Source organism: Microvirga terrae (assembly GCF_013307435.2).
GTDB classification, from domain to species: Bacteria; Pseudomonadota; Alphaproteobacteria; order Rhizobiales; family Beijerinckiaceae; genus Microvirga; species Microvirga terrae.
This window is the reverse complement of record NZ_CP102845.1, coordinates 3,615,440-3,633,733: the sequence shown is the minus strand read 5'-3', so window position 1 is coordinate 3,633,733 and position 18,294 is coordinate 3,615,440. Positions and strand designations below refer to the sequence as shown.

The following is an 18,294-nucleotide window of genomic DNA, read 5'->3' as shown; positions in this document are numbered from 1 at the left end:
CGACTGCTTGGAACGCCGCGGTTTTCCGTGTTGGGATGGCCGGCACAAGGCCGGCCATGACGAGAGAGGGTGTCAGGACGGGAGCGGGATGGCCGGGACTGATTCCCGGATCAAGCCCAGGGACGGCCATGACGGGGTCGGGTTCATTCCCGAGCGATGCAAACCCGCCGGGCAAGATTTCGATTGCCTCCTCGGCTCCGGCGTGAACACTCAGGGACCCCGCAGACACCCGATGGATTGGCCGTGCCGGACCCGACGAACTCCTTGCTCGAACGCCTGACGAAGGCCCCGCTGGTTTCGGATGCGAGGCGCGCCAAGGCGCAGCTGGCGGACTTCCTCGGGCGCGTCCGCGAAGAGCCCGAGGCGGAGGCGCTCGCGGGCCGTCTCGCGACCGGTCTGCCGCGCGACCTTCTTCTGGCGCTCGCCGATCACTCGCCCTTCCTCTGGCAGCTCGTGGTCAACGATCCGGTCCGGATGGCACGCCTCGCCTTCACGCCGCCGGAAGAGGCGCACCGCGCCATCATTGACAGCCAGACCCATCTGTTCCGCGAGGTGCGGGCCGGCGCGATGACGCGCCATGATGCCGTACGGGTGTTCCGGCAGAACCGCAACGCCCATGCGCTGCTCGTGGCGCTGGCCGATATCGGCGGACTCTGGGGCACGGAGCAGGTCACGCAGGCCCTGTCCGACTTTGCCGACGCCTCCGTGACCGGCGGCGTGAACCTGGTGCTGACCGAGGCGGCCGATCTCGGACGCATCCACCTCGCAAATCCCGATTCTCCCGGCGAGGGCTCCGGCTTCACGGTCCTGGCGCTCGGCAAGCACGGCGCGGGCGAACTCAACTATTCGAGCGACATCGATCTCGTCATCTTCTTCGACCCCGACACCACCGCCCTGAAGGATCCGTCCGAGGCGGCCACGATCTATACGCGCATCGCCCAGCAACTCGCCAAGCTCCTGCAGGAGCGCACCGCGGACGGCTACGTGCATCGTGTCGATTATCGCCTGCGGCCCGATCCGGGCTCGACGCCGACCGCCATGTCGCTGTCGTCGGCCTATGTCTATTACGAGACCGTCGGGCAGAACTGGGAGCGGGCCGCCTTCATCAAGGCGCGCCCCGTGGCGGGTGATCTCGTCCTCGGCGAGACTTTTCTGACGGAGCTTCGTCCGTTCATCTGGCGCAAGTATTTCGACTTCGCGTCGATTGCCGACGTGCATGCCATGAAACGGCAGATCCATGCGGTGCGCGGTCATGACGAGATCGCTGTCGCGGGCCATGACATCAAGCTCGGACGCGGCGGCATCCGCGAGATCGAGTTCTTCGTGCAGACGCAGCAGCTCGTCTTCGGCGGGCGCCGGCCCGCCCTGCGCGGGCGGCGGACCCTCGACATGCTCAAGGCGCTCCACGACGAGGGCTGGATCACGGCCACGGCGCGCGATGAACTCTCCGACGCCTATCGCTTCCTGCGCACCATCGAGCACCGGCTGCAGATGGTCGCAGACGAGCAGACGCAGCGTCTGCCTGCCGACGAGGACACGCTCAAGCGCTTCGCCAGGTTCTGCGGCTATCCCACCATCAAGGCTTTCGCCAGGGCCCTGACCGATCAGGCCAAGATCGTGCAGGGCCATTACGCGCTTCTCTTCGAGGAGGGGCCGGAGCTTGCGTCCGATGCCGGGAGCCTCGTCTTCACCGGCACCGGCGACGATCCGGAGACCCTGGCTACCCTCCAGCGCCTCGGCTTTCGCGAACCGGAGCGTGTGGCCGAGACGGTCCGCGGCTGGCATTTCGGGCGCCGCCCCGCAATTCAGAGCGCGCGGGCCCGCGAGGTCCTTACGGAACTCACGCCGGCGCTGCTCCTGGCGCTCGGCGGCACCGCCGAGCCCGATGGTGCGCTCGCGGCCCTCGACAGCGCCTTCGGCCGCATGCCCGCCGCCGTCGAACTCCTCACCATCCTGCAATCCCATGACAGGCTGCGCCTGCGATTTGCGGATCTCCTCGGCACCGCGCCGCGGCTTGCCAACACGGTTGCGCAATCCCCGCACGTGCTCGACGTGCTGATCGATCCCGCCTTCAACACGCCGCTCGTCGACGAGACCGCGATCGAAGAGCAGGTGCGCCAGATCATCGGCCATCCGGAGAGCTACGAGGACTTCCTCGACCGTGCCCGCGACGCCGCCCGGCAGATGCGCTTCATCACCGGCGCGCGGCTCCTTTCCGACATCATCTCGCCCGCGCAGGCCGGCGAGGCCTATGCGGCCGTCGCGACCGCCATCGTGCGGGCGTCCTTCGAACGGGTTCGCGAGGAGTTCGAGCCCGAACATGGCATTGTGCCGGGGGCGAGCATCGCGATCCTGGGTCTCGGCCGCCTCGGCACGAAAGAGCTGACGGCCGGGTCCGACCTCGATCTCGTGGTCATCTACGATTTCGACGAGGAGCGGCGCGACAGCACGGGACCGCGCCCCCTCGACGTGGTGGTCTACTTCACGCGCCTGACGCAGCGTCTCGTGGCGGCGCTCACGGTGCCGACGCGCCGGGGCCTGCTCTACGAGGTCGACCTGCGCCTGCGCCCGCAGGGCGGCAAGGGGCCCGTGGCGTCGCAGTTCAAGGGCTTCGTGGCCTATCAGACGACGGAGGCGGATCTCTGGGAGCACATGGCCCTCACGCGAGCCCGCGTGCTGGCGGGAGACGACGGCTTCGGCGCGAAGGTGCAGGCGGCGGTGCGGCGGATCGTGGGAGACCGGCGGGAAGCGGCAAAGGTCTTCGCCGAGGTCCGTTCCATGCGCGATCTCATCGCGCAGGAAAAGGGCGACGACGATCCGTGGGATCTCAAGCTCGTTCGGGGCGGTCTCACGGATCTGGACTTCATCGCGCAGGCCCTCGTGCTGGCGCACGGCGCCGCCCATCCGGACCTCATCGGCCATGCATCGGAGGAGACGTTCGCGGAGGCGAGCCGGGTCGGGCTGATCGACGGGGAGGAGGCGCGCAGTCTCGTGGAGGCGCATCGCCTGTTCCATGCGATCTTCCAATGGCAGCGCCTCACCATCGAGGGGCGCTTCGACCCCTCATCCGTCTCGCCCGCCATCCTGAAGCGCCTCGCCGCCATCGCGGGATTACCGAACCCGAAAGTGCTCCTGCACCACCTGAAGGAGACGCAGAGCCAGGTGGCCGGCCTTTACGACCGGATACTGAAGGTTGCAGAGGGCCGGGAATCCACAGGGCGGCGAACCTGACGGATCGACCCTGCTGCCCCTGAACCGAGCGGTCGATGCGGCGGCGATGAAGCATAGCTTTTGGCCTACCGCAGAGGTGGAATAAGGGGCGATGTTTCTGATTTCGGCAATTAATCAATATCCGTAGAAATACTACCAGTTTAATTTCAAATTGAACTATATGGTTTGGTTTAATCAAAGTAATTATATGATAATATTGATTTATTTCCGGCGCTATTCGTCGATTGTTATATAAAGTCATCCGATAATACTCGAATCGACATTCAAAACCTGGGGTTGAAATATACGTTGACTGTTTGACGTGTGTAAAAGCACTTGCCATCAAGTTCCACCGATATATTGTTTCAATTGTTCATGGGTGAACAATGTCGGTTGGCCTTTTGAATGCAGTCCTGCCCGCGGTCGGCTCTCGCCGGGCGCAGCGGATCCGTTCACAACGACCTCGCCGGCTGAAGGGGGCACAGCATGGCTACAGCCGCGACTATTCTTGAGCTTGATATGCAGCGCGTGTTCAGCAACACGGGCGGCGGCGGAATTGCCTGGGGAGGGACTGGCCAAACCGGAACCATCACCGGCAATCAGACAGGCGGAGCCGGAACGGGCTCCTCTTATTCCTCAGGCAGCACAGGTCAAACGCAAGGCTCCGGATCGAACGATCCTTACGCGGGCGTTACGGTCGTCTACAACCCGGTGACGGGCCGTATCGATACTTACGATCATGGTCTTCTCCGGAGCGTCGAGACGCCGGACGGAACGCCCATTTTTGTGGTCGGGGAAGACTTGGTCCTGACACTGCGAAAGGAACTCACCCTGGAGTTCGAAGACTATACCATCATAGAGAATGGAATCGAGACACACTACACCGCGGATGGCTCGCTGGCCGTCACCTTCGAGGAGCCCACTATCGTTGGAGGGTCGGTCACCGATCGCCCGCTGACGGTCATTTTCGAAGAGCCTACTATTGTCGGGGGACCGAATGATGGTCGCCCGCTGTCCGATGTTCTCGATGAGCAGCCATCATCCGGAGTGCCGAGTTCCAAGATTGATTGGGTGGTCAGGCGCGAAGCCATTTTCGGTAGTGACAAAGGTGGCCCGCTCGTTCGCTTCGATGTTTATTTCGGAACGCCCGGCAGTGACACGTTCAAGGGAAGCGGGCTTCTCCTGGGGCACGAGGGCAATGACGGCCTGACTGGCGCGACGGGCAACGATACGCTCGACGGCGGCACCGGCCACGATTGGCTCGACGGCGGAACCGGGGCTGACCTGATGGATGGCGGCGACGGCTGGGACGTGGCCTCGTACCAGAGCGCCACGAGCGGCATCACGGTCGACCTCACCAGCAACGCCAACAGCGGCGCGGCTGCCGGCGACACGATCCTGAACGTCGAGGTGCTGCAGGGCTCGAACCACGCCGACCGGCTCACCGGCCTCGACCGCGGCAATGGCAACGGCGTCCAGCTCTACGGCGAAGGCGGCGACGACGGGCTCACCGGCCGGGCCGGCGGTGATGCCCTGTTCGGCGGCGCCGGCAACGACTGGCTCGACGGCGGCCCGGGCGGCGACCTCCTCGACGGCGGCGCCGGCTGGGACGTGCTCTCCTACCAGAGCGCCACCGGCGGCGTGGTGGTCGACCTGACCACCAACCAGAACGGCGGCGCGGCGGCGGGGGATCAGGTCTCGAACATCGAGGTGCTGCAGGGCTCGAACTACGCCGACACGCTCACGAGTGTTGATCGCGGCGGCGGCTCGGGGGCGCAGCTCTACGGCGAGGGCGGCAACGACACGCTCACCGGCAAGGCGGGGGGCGACTACCTGTTCGGGGGCTCAGGCGGCGACTGGCTCGACGGCGGCTTCGGCTGCGACGTGCTCAGCGGCGGGGCAGGGGCGGACACCTTCCGGTTCAGCACGGGCCCCGGCGCGGGCAACGTCGACACGCTGCAGGACTTCTCGGCCGCGGAGGGCGACCGGATCGTGCTCAGCCGGAGCGTGTTCGCGAGCGCGGGGTATCAGTATCTGTCCGGTGCGGCATTCAAGCTGGGGGCTGCGGCAACGGCGGCGGAGCATCGCATCGTCTACAACCAGACGACCGGCGAACTGTTCTACGATGCCGACGGCTCGGGCGCCGCGGCGCAGGTCAAGTTTGCCGTGATCGCCAATCATGCGTCGCTCAGCGCAGCCAGCTTCTCCATCTTGTGAGATTCTTCTAGGCGGCCGGGCGGCAGGCTCGCTTCCGCCGCTCGACAATGGATCACATGGGGCGCGGCGGAGGCTGCGCCCTTCCTTTTCGAGCGAGACCATCGTCGTCGGTCCGACCACCGGCGGCTCGTGTGGTGCGCTCGTGCAGGGAGCGCACCCATGCTTCGGCCCGTGGGCCGAAACGACAGGCCTCCTGCCGGACAGGAAGGCACGGCCCCGACGATGATGTGCGAGTTTCCGGCGTTTTCGGCGTGCGATCAGGCAGCCGCGTCCGCGAGGGCGATGTCCGCGTTGGTGGCCTCGGTCAGCGGCAGGTGGACGAGCACGATGGTGCCGACGCCTTCCTGGCTTCTGATGCGCAGGCTGCCGCCGTGGAGCTCCGCGAGGGAGCGGGCGATGGCGAGGCCCAGCCCCGAGCCCTTGTAGCTCTTCGAGAATTCGGTCTCGACCTGCTCGAAGGGCTGGCCGAGCTTGTGCAGGGCGTGATCGGGAATGCCGATGCCGTTGTCTTCCACGTAGATGTTGACGGCGTTGCCGGCCTGGCGCGTGCGCACCGTGATGCAGCCGCCGTCGCTGGTGAACTTCGTGGCGTTCTGGAGCAGGTTGACCAGGATCTGGTGCAGGGCCCGTTCGTCGGCCGGCACGATGATGTCGTCGGGGTTCACGTCCACCGTGACGGAGAGGTTCTTGGCCTTGGTCTGCTCGCCCACGAGCTTGAGGGCGCGCTGGATCGATGAATGCACCTCGATCGGCTGCTTCGTGAGAGACGTACGGCCGGCCTCGATGCGCGACATGTCGAGGATGTCGTTGATCACCGACAGGAGATATTCGCCGCTCGAGCGGATGTCGGAGCAGTACTCCTCGTATTTCTCCGAGCCGAGCGATCCGAAGATGCCGCTCTGCATCACTTCCGCGAACCCGATGATGGCGTTGAGCGGCGTGCGCAGCTCGTGGCTCATGTTGGCGAGGAATTCCGATTTCGCCCGGTTGGCGCTCTCGGCCTGCGCCTTTTGATCGAGATAGCGCTCGGCGAGGTCGGCGAGCTGATGAGTCTGCGCCTCGAGCTTCTGGCGCGACTGCTTGAGATCGAGAACGGTGGCGATGAGTTCCTTCTCGGACTCGACGAGGCGGTGCTCGTGGCGCTTGAGCGCCGTGATGTCCGTGCCGACCGACACGTAGCCGCCGTCCTTGGTGCGGCGTTCGTTGATCTGAAGCCAGCGGCCGTCCTGCAGGCGGGCCTCGAAGGTGCGCGCGCCGACATCCTGCTGCTCGCGGCGCAGGAACTGGTGCTGCACCTCCGGCGGACGGCCAAGCGCCATCACTTCGGCATAGGACTTGCCCTGGAGGTTGGCGTCGGCGGGCAGCTCGTGGAGCTTCTGGAACTTCGAGTTGCACAGAACGAGATTGTTGTTGGCGTCCCAGAGCACGAAGGCTTCGGAGATCGCCTCGATGGCATCGTGCAGGCGGGCGTCGGCCTTGGCGGTCTTCTCCTCCAGGCCGCGCTGCTCGGTCACGTCGACCGCGATGCCGACCAGATGGCTTGCCGCATCGTCCGGATCGTTCATCAGCTCGGCGCGGGCGCGCAGCCACACCCAATCGCCCGAGATGCTGCGGATGCGGAACTCGTAGTCGACCAGCGAGGTGCTGGCGGAGGCGAGTTGCTCGGCCAGCGTGAAGAGATCCTGATCATCGGGATGGATCATCGTGTTCACTTCGCCGAAGGACAGGAACTCGTCCTGGCGCTCGTAGCCGAGGAGCTCGTACATGGAGTCGGACCAGTAGATGCGGCCGCGGCCGATATCCCAGTCCCACAGGCCGCAACGCCCGCGGTTGAGCGCGGAATCGATCCGATCGCGCACCTTCTCGCAGACCTCGTCGGCCGCGCGGGCGCGGTTGGCCTGCATCACATAGGCCACGCCGATGCCGAGCAGGACCATGATCGTGGCGCCGAGCAGCGACACGTGCCCGATCGTGCGCGTCCACCAGCCGGACAGAATGTGCGGCATCGGCTGGACCAGGGCGATCTGGCCCGAGGAGGCCTGCAGCGCGCGCACCGTGGCCATGCCCTCCGAGCCGCCGGGAAGCTTGATCGTCATGACGCCGGCGCGGTCGGCGAACAGCATCAGGGGCTGGGCTTCGCCGAGGACGTCCGTCAGCTTGGCCGGGGCCTCTTCCATGGGTGGGTGTACGGCCAGAACGGTGCCGGCCTGATCGACGAGCATGAGCGAGCGGTTCTGCGTCAGGGCGCTCGGCGGCATGTCCTTCGCGAGCCGCTCGAGCTGAGCGGCGGCCTGCGCGCGGTCGGCCGGGGCGCGGACGGCGCCGAGCTTCGCGGCCGAAAGCGACGCGATGATGTCGATGTCGTTGATGGCGTCGAACAGCGTGTCCTTGCGGCCGTCGCGGATCTGGATCCAGGCGCTGCCGGCAAGGGTGACGAGGAACAGGATCAGGAGTGCGGGAACGGCGAGCCTCAGCAGAGGCTCATATTGCTCGAGCCGTCGATAGGCCGGGTTCGCGTCTGATCGCGTCACCCCTAGAATCGTACCCGCGCGTGCGGGTACGCATGCGGTCACCGCCCCCGCCATGCGATGTTTCCTCCGGAACCATTTTCGTCCTGTTTCGGAGGACGTGCCGCATCTCTCCGAATCACTATCAATAGAATCTTGGGCGGGTGATTTGTCTAGTTAGTAGAACCCGAAGGTTAATAAAAAATTTCCCATCCCGCATTCCCCTGGGGAAATCTGGGACAACCCCGTAACCTATTGAAACAAACAGGTTATTTCGTCTGCTCTTCTTCCAGGGAACGGCTCACGATATCCCCTACATCGCGGGAAAGATTGGGCTTTTGCGCGATGGATCGGAGGGCCTGTTCGGCCTGCGATCGGCGGGTGCTTTCCATCATCCGCCAGGTGCTGAAAGCGGTCAGAAGACGGGCCGCAAGCTGTGGGTTCAGCTCGTCCACGCGCAGCACGATCGAGGCCAGAAACCGATAGCCTGCTCCGTCGGCGCGGTTGAACTGGACCTGGTTCAGCATGGCGAAGCTGCCGATGAGCGAGCGCACGCGATTGGGGTTGGAGATGGAGAAGGCCGGGTGCTGCATCAACCCGGTCACGCGCTCCAGGGTGCCGTCCTCCGGGATCGCCGCCTGCAGGGTGAACCACTTGTCGAGCACGAGCGGCTCGTTGCGGTAGCGGTCCCCGAACCGGGCGATGGCCTCCTCGCGTACCGAGCCGGGCAGGGTGGTCAGCACGCTCAGCGATGCGAGGCGATCGGTCATGTTGCTCGCCGATTCGAGCTGCCGCACGGCGAGCGCCTCGCCGGTGCCGGGGTCGGCCGCGGCGAGAAGGTCGAGGCACGCGTTGCGCAGGGAGCGCCGTCCGGCACTGGCCGCGTCCGGGCTGTAGGGGCCGGAATCGCTCAAGGTGTCGTAGAAGCGCTGCAGGGGCTCCGCGCAGCTCCGGCCGATCCGGTGCCGCATCTGCGAGCGCGCCCGGTGGATGGCGTCGGGGTCCACGTCCTGCCCGATCTCCTGCGCGACGTCCGCCTCGCTGGGAAGCGTGACGACGAGCGCCGCGAAGGCCGGGTCGTCGAGCGCATCCCTGGCCATGAAGGAGCAGAGCGCCCCGGCCAGGGCATCGATATCCCGGTCGTCCGCGTGAATGCCCTTCGCCAGGGCGGTGAGCAGGCGCATGGCCATGGTCTGGGCAGCCTGCCAGCGGTTGAAGGCGTCCGTATCGTGCCGGAGGAGAACCAGCAGCTCCTCATTCGGTAGATCGAGCGACAGCTTCACCGGGGCCGAGAAACCCCGGAAGAGCGACGGAACAGGCCGGGACGTCACGTCCGTGAACGTGATGCTGTCCGTAAGCTTGTCGAACAGGAATACGCCGCGGGAATCCAGGCGCTCGCAGGCGGTGTTCGCCAATGTGCCGTCCTGGGCGACGAGGCCGAGCGCCACCGGGATCGCCATCGCGTCCTTCTTCGGCTGACCAGGCGTCGGGGGCGTGCCTTGCTCGAAATCGAGGCGGAACGTCTTCGCGTCAGGATCGTGATGCCCCTTTACCGTGACCCTGGGCGTACCCGACTGCTCGTACCAGCGGGCGAAGTGGGACAGATCCCGGCCCGTCACGTCCGCGAAGGCGCCCAGGAAATCCTCGACCGTGGCGGCCGTGCCGTCGCAGCGCTCGAAATAGAGATCCATGCCGCGCCGGAAATCGGCCTCGCCGATGATCGTCTTGAGCATGCGGACGATCTCGGCGCCCTTCTCGTACACGGTCGCCGTGTAGAAGTTGTTGATCTCGCGATACTGGGTCGGGCGCACCGGATGGGCGAGGGGGCTCGAATCCTCCAGGAACTGCCGCGCCCTCAGGGTCTTCACCTCGGCGATGCGATGCACCGGGCGGGAGCGCTCGTCCGAGGAGAATTCCTGATCGCGGAAGACCGTCAGGCCCTCCTTCAGGCAGAGCTGGAACCAGTCGCGGCAGGTCACGCGGTTCCCGGTCCAGTTATGGAAGTACTCGTGCGCGATGATCGCCTCGATATGGGCGTAGTCCATGTCGGTCGCGGTCTCGGGGCTCGCCAGGACGTACTTGTCGTTGAAGATGTTGAGGCCTTTGTTCTCCATCGCGCCCATGTTGAAATCGGACACGGCCACGATGTTGAACACGTCGAGATCGTATTCGCGGCCGAACACCTTCTCGTCCCAGCGCATGGAGCGCTCGAGCGCGTCGAGGGCGTAATCGGCGCGGCTCTCCTTGCCGGGCTCCACGTAGATCGCGAGGTCCACCGCCCGTCCGCTCATGGTCGTGAAGGTCTTGGAGACCCGGCCGAGGCGTCCGCCCACGAGGGCGAACAGGTAGGACGGCTTCGGATGCGGGTCGTGCCAGACAGCAAAATGCCTGTCGGAGCCGTCGACGGTCCCGCTCTCGACCGGGTTGCCGTTGCCCAGGAGAACCGGAGCGTCCTCGCGATCCGCCTCGATCCGGGTGGTGTAGACGGCCATGATGTCGGGCCGGTCCAGGAAATAGGTGATGCGCCTGAAGCCTTCGGCCTCGCATTGCGTGCAGTAATTGCCGCTCGACCGGTAGAGGCCCATGAGCTTGGTGTTGGCCGTCGGGTTGATTTCGGTCTCGATGGTGAGCGTGAACGGCTGCCGCGGTGCCTGCGCGATGGTCAACGATTGCGGAGAGACCTCGAACTCGTCGGTGGACAGAGGGCGCCCGTTCAGGGCTACCGCCTTCAGGTTCAGCTCGTCGCCGTCGAGCACCAGGGGGGCGTCCGGGCGTCCCTCAGGGTTGGGCCTCATGGCCACGGTCGCCACGACCTTGGTCTCGGTGGGATGCAGTTTGACGTCGAGTTCGACGCGGTCGATCAGGAAGTCGCTGGGGCGGTAGTCCTCAAGGCGAACGATCTGCTGAGTGTCGGTGCGCATCAAATATCCGCGTGAAACAAAGTTGCGTTAAATGCGAGGGTCTCGGCGAGAGTCTTGGGGGAGAGACCTCCGGTCTGCTCGAAGCAGCATCCATAAGAGGCCATAGGATCTTGAGCAAATCCAAGGCTTTTTCTGCGCAAGAAAAAGGTACCTCTTGAACTCTCCGGCAATTACGCCATGACCTATCCCCGACCCATAAGGAATGTGACCATGGAATATCTGCACACGATGGTTCGCGTCTCGAACCTCGAGGAATCCCTCGATTTCTTCGTCAACAAGTTCGGGCTCGTCGAGGTCCGTCGGACGGACAACGAAAAGGGTCGCTACACCCTCGTGTTCCTGGCGGCTCCCAACGACGTCGACAAGTCGAAGGACACGAAGGCGCCGCTGCTGGAACTCACCCACAACTGGGACGAGAAGGAATATGCCGGCGGCCGCAACTTCGGGCATCTCGCCTATCGGGTCGACGACATCTACGCATTCTGCCAGAAGCTGATGGATGCGGGCGTCACCATCAACCGTCCGCCCCGCGACGGCTACATGGCCTTCGTCAAGACCCCGGACAACATCTCGATCGAGTTGCTGCAGCGCGGCGAACCCAAGCCGGTGCAGGAGCCCTGGGCGTCCATGCCTAATACGGGCACGTGGTGAGGCCGGACGATTCTTGAACGGCAATCGGCTGAGTGATGGACCCGCGAAGGAAAAGGCGCGGCTTTCGGGCCGCGCCTTTTCCTTCGGCGAAGCGCTGTCCTAGCGACGCGTCAGAGGATCTGGAAGTTTGCCGCGGTGAGCGACGCATGGTTGGCGAGCACCGCGAACTTGACCTGCGCCGCGCCGCCCACCCCGTCGGCATCGTAGAACAAGTCGCCGGTCTCCTGATCGTACACGATCCGGTGCACCGCCGTCGTGGCTGCCGTGCCGAGGGTGAACGCCGCCCCCGCCAGGGCATCGTAGCCGGCGCCGGCGAACACGCTCCGGCTGAGCAGGATGCGGTCGCCCTGCGCCAGTGATAAGTCCTGCAGCGTGTCGACGTTGCCCGCACCCAGGCCCGTGCTGAACCGGAACGTGTCCGCCCCCGCCCCGCCGCTGAGCACGTCATCGCCGAAGCCGCTGTCGAGGAGGTCGTCGCCGGCACCCCCGAACAGGTAGTCGCCGCCGCCCCGGCCGTACAGGGTGTCGTTGCCGCCCTCACCGTAGAGCTGCGCCCCCGAGCCGCCGCCGCGGTCGATGCTGGTCAGCGTGTCGGCGTAGTTCGAGCCCTGCAGCACCTCGATGTTCGAGACCTGATCCCCCGCCGCCGCGCCGCCGTTCTGGTTGCCGGTCAGGTCGACCACCACGCCGCCGGTGGCGCTCTGGTAGGAGAGCACGTCCCAGCCGGCGCCGCCGTCGAGGAGGTCGCCGCCCGGGCCGCCGTCGAGCCAGTCGTTGCCGGCGCCGCCGAACAGGGCGTCACCGCCGGCCTTGCCGGTGAGCCCGTCGTCGCCGCCTTCGCCGTAGAGCTGGACGCCGCTGCCGTTGCCGCGGTCGAGGCCGGTGAGCCGGTCGGCGTGGTTCGAGCCCTGCAGCACCTCGACGTTGAGGATCCTGTCGCCGGCGGCGGCGCCGCTGTTGGCGTTGCTGGTGAGGTCGACCGTGATGCCGCTCGCGGCGCTCTGGTAGGACACCACGTCCCAGCCGGAACGACCATCCATGACATCGCTGCCGGCGCCGCCATCCATCCAATCATTGCCGTTGCCGCCATCGATGATGTCGTTGCCGCTATAGCCTACAATGCTGTCGTTGCCGGCGCCGCCATAGACGAAGCCGGCTTGATGGAGAAAATCGCTGCCGGTCGAGCCTAAGGTCATCGCGGCGGTGAGATAGCTTCCATCAGCCAACTTCAAAACGACATTTGTCTGCTGAACGGTTGTGCCCCCGTCGTCCGTTCCACCGCTTGAACCACCGTCGCCGGCACCTCCACCCGAGCCGCCGTCTCCAGCGCCTCCATCGATGCCACCGCCGGTGCCGCCGTCAGCGCCGCTAGACGGCACTTCGCCGAAACGAATGCGATCGTGGAACGTTGCATCGAGCGTCGCCGTTGCCCCTCCGTCAGCTCCCTCTCCCAATCTGTAAGCCGGCGATCCATTTGGATTGGCAGGATCGATAGCATAACGTTGACCGTTGATGACGATGACGTCATGAAGTTTACCCTCGATCATGACTCGGTCGGCGACCTCAAGGGTGACCTCACCACCACCACTGATCCCACCGCCGCTGGAGCCTCCATCGGTCGGGCTGCTGATTCCACCGCCGTTCGCGGTCCCGGCCAAAACGGTTCCGGCGAGCACCCTTGCCTGCAGTCTCGCCATCTCTTCCCAAAGATTGTATGCCAATTTCATTCTCCGATCTTAAGGACGGAGATCGCCCTCGTTCGAGTGCACAGCCCTCAGAGCCACCCCGTATAATACGATATATTATTTCGAATTGTCATCAAGCTTAGGTTGCTCAAGAGCGGGAATCTTCCTCAGAAATTGCAGGAAAGAGTACCTAGGACCTTTTTTCGATCACGCTTCCAGCCGCCTTCGGCGCCGCACACGCGCCTATTGCGTAATCCTGCCGCTCGGTCATTCTATGCGGCTGATCAGCGAACCGGGACGAACCCGGCGGAGGACGATTTGAGGCGTGCAGCAATCCGCTTCTGGCGGAACGGACAGGCAGTCGAGGTTTCAGGTTTTCACCCGCGCACCACGCTTCTGGACTACTTGAGGCTTCAGGAGCGTCGCGTCGGCACCAAGGAGGGGTGCGCGGAGGGCGATTGCGGCGCCTGCACGGTGGCGCTCGGCCGGTTGAGGGGCGGGCGTGTCCATTACGAACCGGTCAACGCCTGCATCCTGCTGCTCGGCCAAGTCGACGGGGCGGAACTCGTCACCGTCGAGGATCTCGCCGCGAACGGCGAATTGCATCCGGTCCAGACCGCCATGGTGGCGAGCCACGGGTCGCAATGCGGCTTCTGCACGCCCGGGATCGTGATGAGCCTCTTCACCCTCTATCACGAGGGCGAGCGGCCGTTGACCCGGGAGAGCGCCAACGATGCGCTGGCGGGCAACCTCTGCCGCTGCACCGGCTACCGGCCGATCGTCGATGCGGCGCTTCAGGCCTGCGGCGGACAGGCCGGCGATCCCTTCTCGGCCAGGAGCGATCAAACCGCGCGCGGTCTCATGGACCTTGCCGACGGCCGTGACGTCTTCATCGGCAGCGAGGCCTGCTTCTTCGCCGCGCCCGCGAGCGAAGCATCCCTCGCGGCTCTCTATGCGCAGCACCCGGACGCGACGCTGGTCGCCGGCTGCACGGATGTGGGCCTTTGGATCACCAAGGCCATGATGGAGATCGAGAAGATCATCTGGCTCGGGCGCGTGGCCGGGCTCGATGTCATCGAGGATTCCTCCGACGCGCTCGGCATCGGCGCGACCGTGACTCACGCAGCCATCCATCCCGCCCTCGCACGGATCGACCCCGATCTCGGCGAGATCATGCGCCGCTTCGGGTCGCTGCAGGTGCGCGCCTCGGGAACCGTCGGCGGCAGCATCGCCAACGGGTCGCCGATCGGCGATCTCGCGCCGGTCTTCATCGCGCTCGGCGCGGAGCTGGAGCTGCGCCGGGGCGAGGCCACCCGCACCCTTCCGCTCGAAGATTTCTTCATCGCCTATCGCAGGCAGGATCGCCTGCCGGGCGAGTTCGTGCGCCGCGTGAGCGTGCCGAAGCTGAACGGCCATGAGGCCTTCCGCGCGTACAAGATCTCGAAGCGCTTCGACGAGGACATCTCGTCGGTGCTCGGTGCCTTCAAGCTCATCCTCGACGGGCGGCGCATCGCGGAGGCCCGCGTCGCGTTCGGCGGCATGGCCGGCACGCCGAAGCGCGCCGCCGAGACGGAGCGGGCGCTGGCGGGCGTCTCCCTCGACGAGCCTGAAACATGGGGCGAGGCCATGGCGGCCATCGCACGCGACTACCAGCCCCTCGACGATCACAGGGCCTCGTCGGCCTACCGCTCGACGGTCGCGCGCAACTTGGTCTTCAAGGCCCTGAGCGAAACGGCGTCGGGCGACACGCGGGCGACGCGGATCGTCGGCGGGCGCGAAGCGCTTCAGGCGGCGGAGTAGAGCCATGAACGCACCCGCCAAGCCGATGATGGAAGCAGAAGCGCTTCGCCACATCCGCCAGCCGCTCCCGCACGATTCCGGCCTGAAGCACGTTCAGGGCTCCGCTCAGTACATCGACGACATCCGCGAGCCCGACGGCACCTTGCATGTCGCCGTCGGGCAGTCGCCGAAGGCGCGCGGGCGCCTCGTGTCTCTTGACGTTTCCGCCGTACGCGCGGTGCCCGGCGTCGTGGCGGTGCTCACTGCGTCCGACATTCCCGGCAAGAACGACGTGTCGCCGGCCTTCGGCGACGATCCGCTCTTCGTCGACACCGACATCAGCTTCCTGGGCCAGGCCCTGTTCGCCGTCGTGGCGACGAGCCGCGACGTGGCGCGCCGCGCCGTCAAGAAGGCCGTGATGGAGATCGACGCGGAGACGCCCAGCATCACGGTCGAGGACGCGCTCGAGCGCGGCGAGACCGTGCTGCCCGATTATGCCTATGGCCGCGGCGACCCGGATGCCGCCATCGCTCAGGCGCCGCTGAAGCTGGCGGGACGGTTCCGCGTCGGCGGTCAGGAGCATTTCTACCTGGAAGGGCAGATCGCCCTGGCGGTCCCGGGAGAGGACGGGGACATCCATGTCTATTCCTCGACCCAGCACCCGACGGAAGTGCAGCATGTGGTGGCTCGCGTGCTCGACATTCCCGACGCATACGTGACCTGCGAGACGCGCCGCATGGGCGGCGGCTTCGGCGGCAAGGAGAGCCAGGCGACGCAATGGGCCGTGACGGCCGCCCTCGCGGCCCGCGCGACGGGACGGCCCTGCAAGCTTCGCCTCGACCGCGACGACGATTTCGTCCTCACCGGCAAGCGCCACGACTTCCGCTGCGACTGGACCGTGGGCTTCGACGGTGACGGGCGCATGCAGGGTTACGCGGTGGATCTGCTCGCCCGCTGCGGCTACTCGGCGGATCTGTCCAGCGGCGTCGTCGACCGCGCGATGTTCCACGCGGACAACGCCTATTGGATGCCTGCCGTGCGCATCGCGTCGAAACGACTGAAGACCAACACGGTGTCGAACACGGCGTTTCGCGGCTTCGGCGGCCCGCAGGGCATGCTCGCCATCGAGCACGTGATGGACCGGATCGCCTGGGCGACGGGGCGCGACCCGCTCGATGTGCGCTATGCGAATTTATACCGCGAGACCGAAAACGTCACGCCCTACGGCATGGAGGTCGAGGAGACGGACACGCTCCTCAATCTCGTGCGCACGCTCGAGCAGACCTCGAACTACCGCGCGCGCCGCGAGGAGATCGCGGCCTTCAATGCGTCCTCGCCGATCATGAAGCGCGGTCTCGCGCTCACGCCGGTGAAGTTCGGCATCAGCTTCACGCTCACCCACATGAACCAGGCCGGCGCCTTGGTGCACGTGTATCAGGACGGGTCCGTGCATCTGAACCACGGCGGCACCGAGATGGGGCAGGGGCTCTACGTCAAGGTGGCGCAGGTCGTGGCCGAGGAATTCGGCATCGCCCTGGAGCGCGTGCGCATCACGGCGACCACCACCGCGAAGGTGCCGAACACCTCGCCGACGGCCGCGTCATCCGGGTCAGATCTCAACGGCATGGCGGCGCGGGTCGCGGCCGGAGCGATCAAGCGGCGGATGATCGCACACGCGGCCGAGGCCTATGGCGTTCCGGAGGATCAGATCGCGTTCCGCGACGACCGGGTGTTCGTCGGCAATCAGAGCCTCTCCTTCGACGAGCTGGCGAAGAAATGCATCGCGGCGCGCGTGCCGCTCTCCGAGGCCGGACACTACAAGACGCCAAAGATCACCTGGAACCGCGACAAGGGCACCGGACGGCCGTTCTTCTACTTCGCCTATGGGGCAGCCTGCTCGGAGGTGATCGTCGATACGCTGACCGGCGAGAACCGCCTGCTGCGCGCCGACATCCTCCACGATGTCGGCCGCTCGCTCAATCCGGCCATCGACATCGGCCAGATCGAGGGCGGCTTCGTGCAGGGCATGGGCTGGCTCACCACCGAGGAGCTGGTCTTCAGCCGGGAAGGGCACCTGCTCACCCACGCGCCCTCGACCTACAAGATCCCGGTCGCCTCCGACGTGCCGGCGGAATTCAACGTGGCGCTCTTTCCCAACGAGAACCGGGAGGAGACGATCTATCGCTCCAAGGCCGTGGGCGAGCCGCCGATCATGCTGGCGAACAGCGTGTTCTGCGCCCTGGCCGACGCGGTCCATGCGATCGACCCCTCGCGGCCCGTGCCGCTCGATGCGCCCGCGACGCCCGAGGCGATCCTGCGGGCCTGCGAGGCACTGCGCGGGAGGCCGATGGGGTGAGGGTCTGGCGCCAGCTCACCGATCTCGTGACGCGGCACGGCTCCGCCGCACTCATCTCCGTGCATGACGTGAAAGGCTCCGCGCCCCGGGAGGCCGGGGCCCGTATGGCGGTGCGGCCCGACGGGGCGTTTCACGGCACCATCGGGGGCGGGCAGCTCGAATTCCGCATGCTCGATATCGCCCGCGAGATGCTTCAGGCCGGACGGGGGCCGGCCAGGATCGTCGATCAGGCGCTGGGTCCTGATCTCGGCCAATGCTGCGGCGGCCGGGTGGCGATCCTGATCGAGACCTTCGACGGGCGCGATCTCGATGATCTGGCGCCTCTGGTCGAAGCCGAGGCCGGGGGCGGGCCGTTCGAGGTCGAGTGCCGGATGGAGGAGGGGCGCGTCAGGCGCGAGCTCGCCTCCGCGGTGGGCGACGACCGCTGGACGGGCTGGCACGAGACCCACGGCGTGGCTCGCACGCCGGTCCTGCTGTTCGGCGCCGGCCATGTGGGGCGCGCGCTCGTCCTCTCCCTCGCGCCGCTGCCCTTCGCCGTCCGATGGCTCGACGACCGGGAGGACGCCTTTCCCTCCCATGTCCCGGCGAACGCTCGGGCGGTGCGCCTGCGCGACCCGGAAGCGGAGATCGCCGGGGCCGATCCCGCCTCCCTGATCCTCGTCATGACCCACGACCATCCCCTCGACATGGCGATTACGGCCGCGGCCCTGAAGCGGGCCTTTCCCTATGTGGGCCTCATCGGCAGCGCCACGAAGCGGGCGCGCTTCGAGAAACGCTTCCGGGAGCTGCACCTGCCCGAGGAGAGGATCCGCGCACTGGTCTGCCCCATCGGGCTGGCCGGGATCGCCGACAAGGATCCGGCGGTCATCGCCGCCTCCGTGACGGCGCAGCTGCTGCAGGTCCGCGAAGGCGGGAATCCCGAGCGAAATCTCTCGCCTCCCGCGCCCTCAAACGATACATAAGCCTCC

At 66.1% G+C, this 18,294-nt stretch carries 9 protein-coding genes; 6 read left to right on the top strand and 3 right to left on the bottom strand.

What is annotated here, in order from left to right:
* The first annotated feature begins 243 nt into the window (after positions 1–243).
* A complete protein-coding gene (locus HPT29_RS17075; protein ID WP_259060118.1) occupies positions 244–3,231 on the top strand; it encodes a bifunctional [glutamine synthetase] adenylyltransferase/[glutamine synthetase]-adenylyl-L-tyrosine phosphorylase in 2,988 nt (995 codons plus the stop codon).
* Positions 3,232–3,696: 465 nt separating this feature from the next.
* Complete coding sequence (locus tag HPT29_RS17070) at positions 3,697–5,427, top strand: calcium-binding protein (RefSeq protein ID WP_259060117.1); 1,731 nt, start codon at positions 3,697–3,699, stop codon at positions 5,425–5,427.
* A 257-nt stretch (positions 5,428–5,684) separates the two neighbouring features.
* On the opposite strand, the gene HPT29_RS17065 is transcribed toward HPT29_RS17070, so the two are convergent.
* Together HPT29_RS17065 and pepN are read right to left on the bottom strand one after the other, a co-directional pair.
* Positions 5,685–7,958 (bottom strand): PAS domain-containing sensor histidine kinase, encoded by a 2,274-nt coding sequence (locus HPT29_RS17065; RefSeq protein WP_259060116.1) that lies wholly within the window; start codon positions 7,956–7,958, stop codon positions 5,685–5,687.
* 245 nt (positions 7,959–8,203) lie between these two features.
* A complete protein-coding gene (gene pepN / locus HPT29_RS17060) occupies positions 8,204–10,855 on the bottom strand; it encodes an aminopeptidase N (RefSeq protein WP_173945063.1) in 2,652 nt (883 codons plus the stop codon).
* A gap of 210 nt (positions 10,856–11,065) precedes the next feature.
* On the opposite strand from pepN, the gene HPT29_RS17055 reads away from it, so the two are divergent.
* Positions 11,066–11,506, top strand: coding sequence for a VOC family protein (locus tag HPT29_RS17055; RefSeq protein WP_173945064.1), 441 nt, complete (start codon positions 11,066–11,068; stop codon positions 11,504–11,506).
* A gap of 110 nt (positions 11,507–11,616) precedes the next feature.
* Here HPT29_RS17055 and HPT29_RS17050 read toward each other — a convergent pair whose 3' ends face one another.
* Positions 11,617–13,233: a calcium-binding protein gene (locus tag HPT29_RS17050; protein WP_259060115.1), complete on the bottom strand. Its 1,617-nt coding sequence runs from the start codon at positions 13,231–13,233 to the stop codon at positions 11,617–11,619.
* Positions 13,234–13,509: 276 nt separating this feature from the next.
* Between HPT29_RS17050 and xdhA the strand changes: the two genes are divergently transcribed.
* Genes xdhA through xdhC form a run of 3 tightly spaced genes read left to right on the top strand, consistent with a single transcriptional unit; the run spans position 13,510 to position 18,288 of the window.
* Positions 13,510–14,991: a xanthine dehydrogenase small subunit gene (gene xdhA / locus HPT29_RS17045; RefSeq protein WP_173945523.1), complete on the top strand. Its 1,482-nt coding sequence runs from the start codon at positions 13,510–13,512 to the stop codon at positions 14,989–14,991.
* Between the two features lie 4 nt (positions 14,992–14,995).
* Entirely contained in the window at positions 14,996–17,326 is a 2,331-nt protein-coding gene (gene xdhB / locus HPT29_RS17040; RefSeq protein ID WP_173945522.1) for a xanthine dehydrogenase molybdopterin binding subunit, read from the top strand.
* Positions 17,323–18,288 carry a xanthine dehydrogenase accessory protein XdhC gene (xdhC, locus tag HPT29_RS17035; RefSeq protein ID WP_173945521.1) on the top strand — a complete coding sequence of 322 codons (966 nt, stop codon included), beginning with the start codon at positions 17,323–17,325 and terminating at the stop codon, positions 18,286–18,288. The genes xdhB and xdhC overlap by 4 nt, the downstream gene beginning before the upstream one ends.
* Positions 18,289–18,294: the final 6 nt, after the last annotated feature.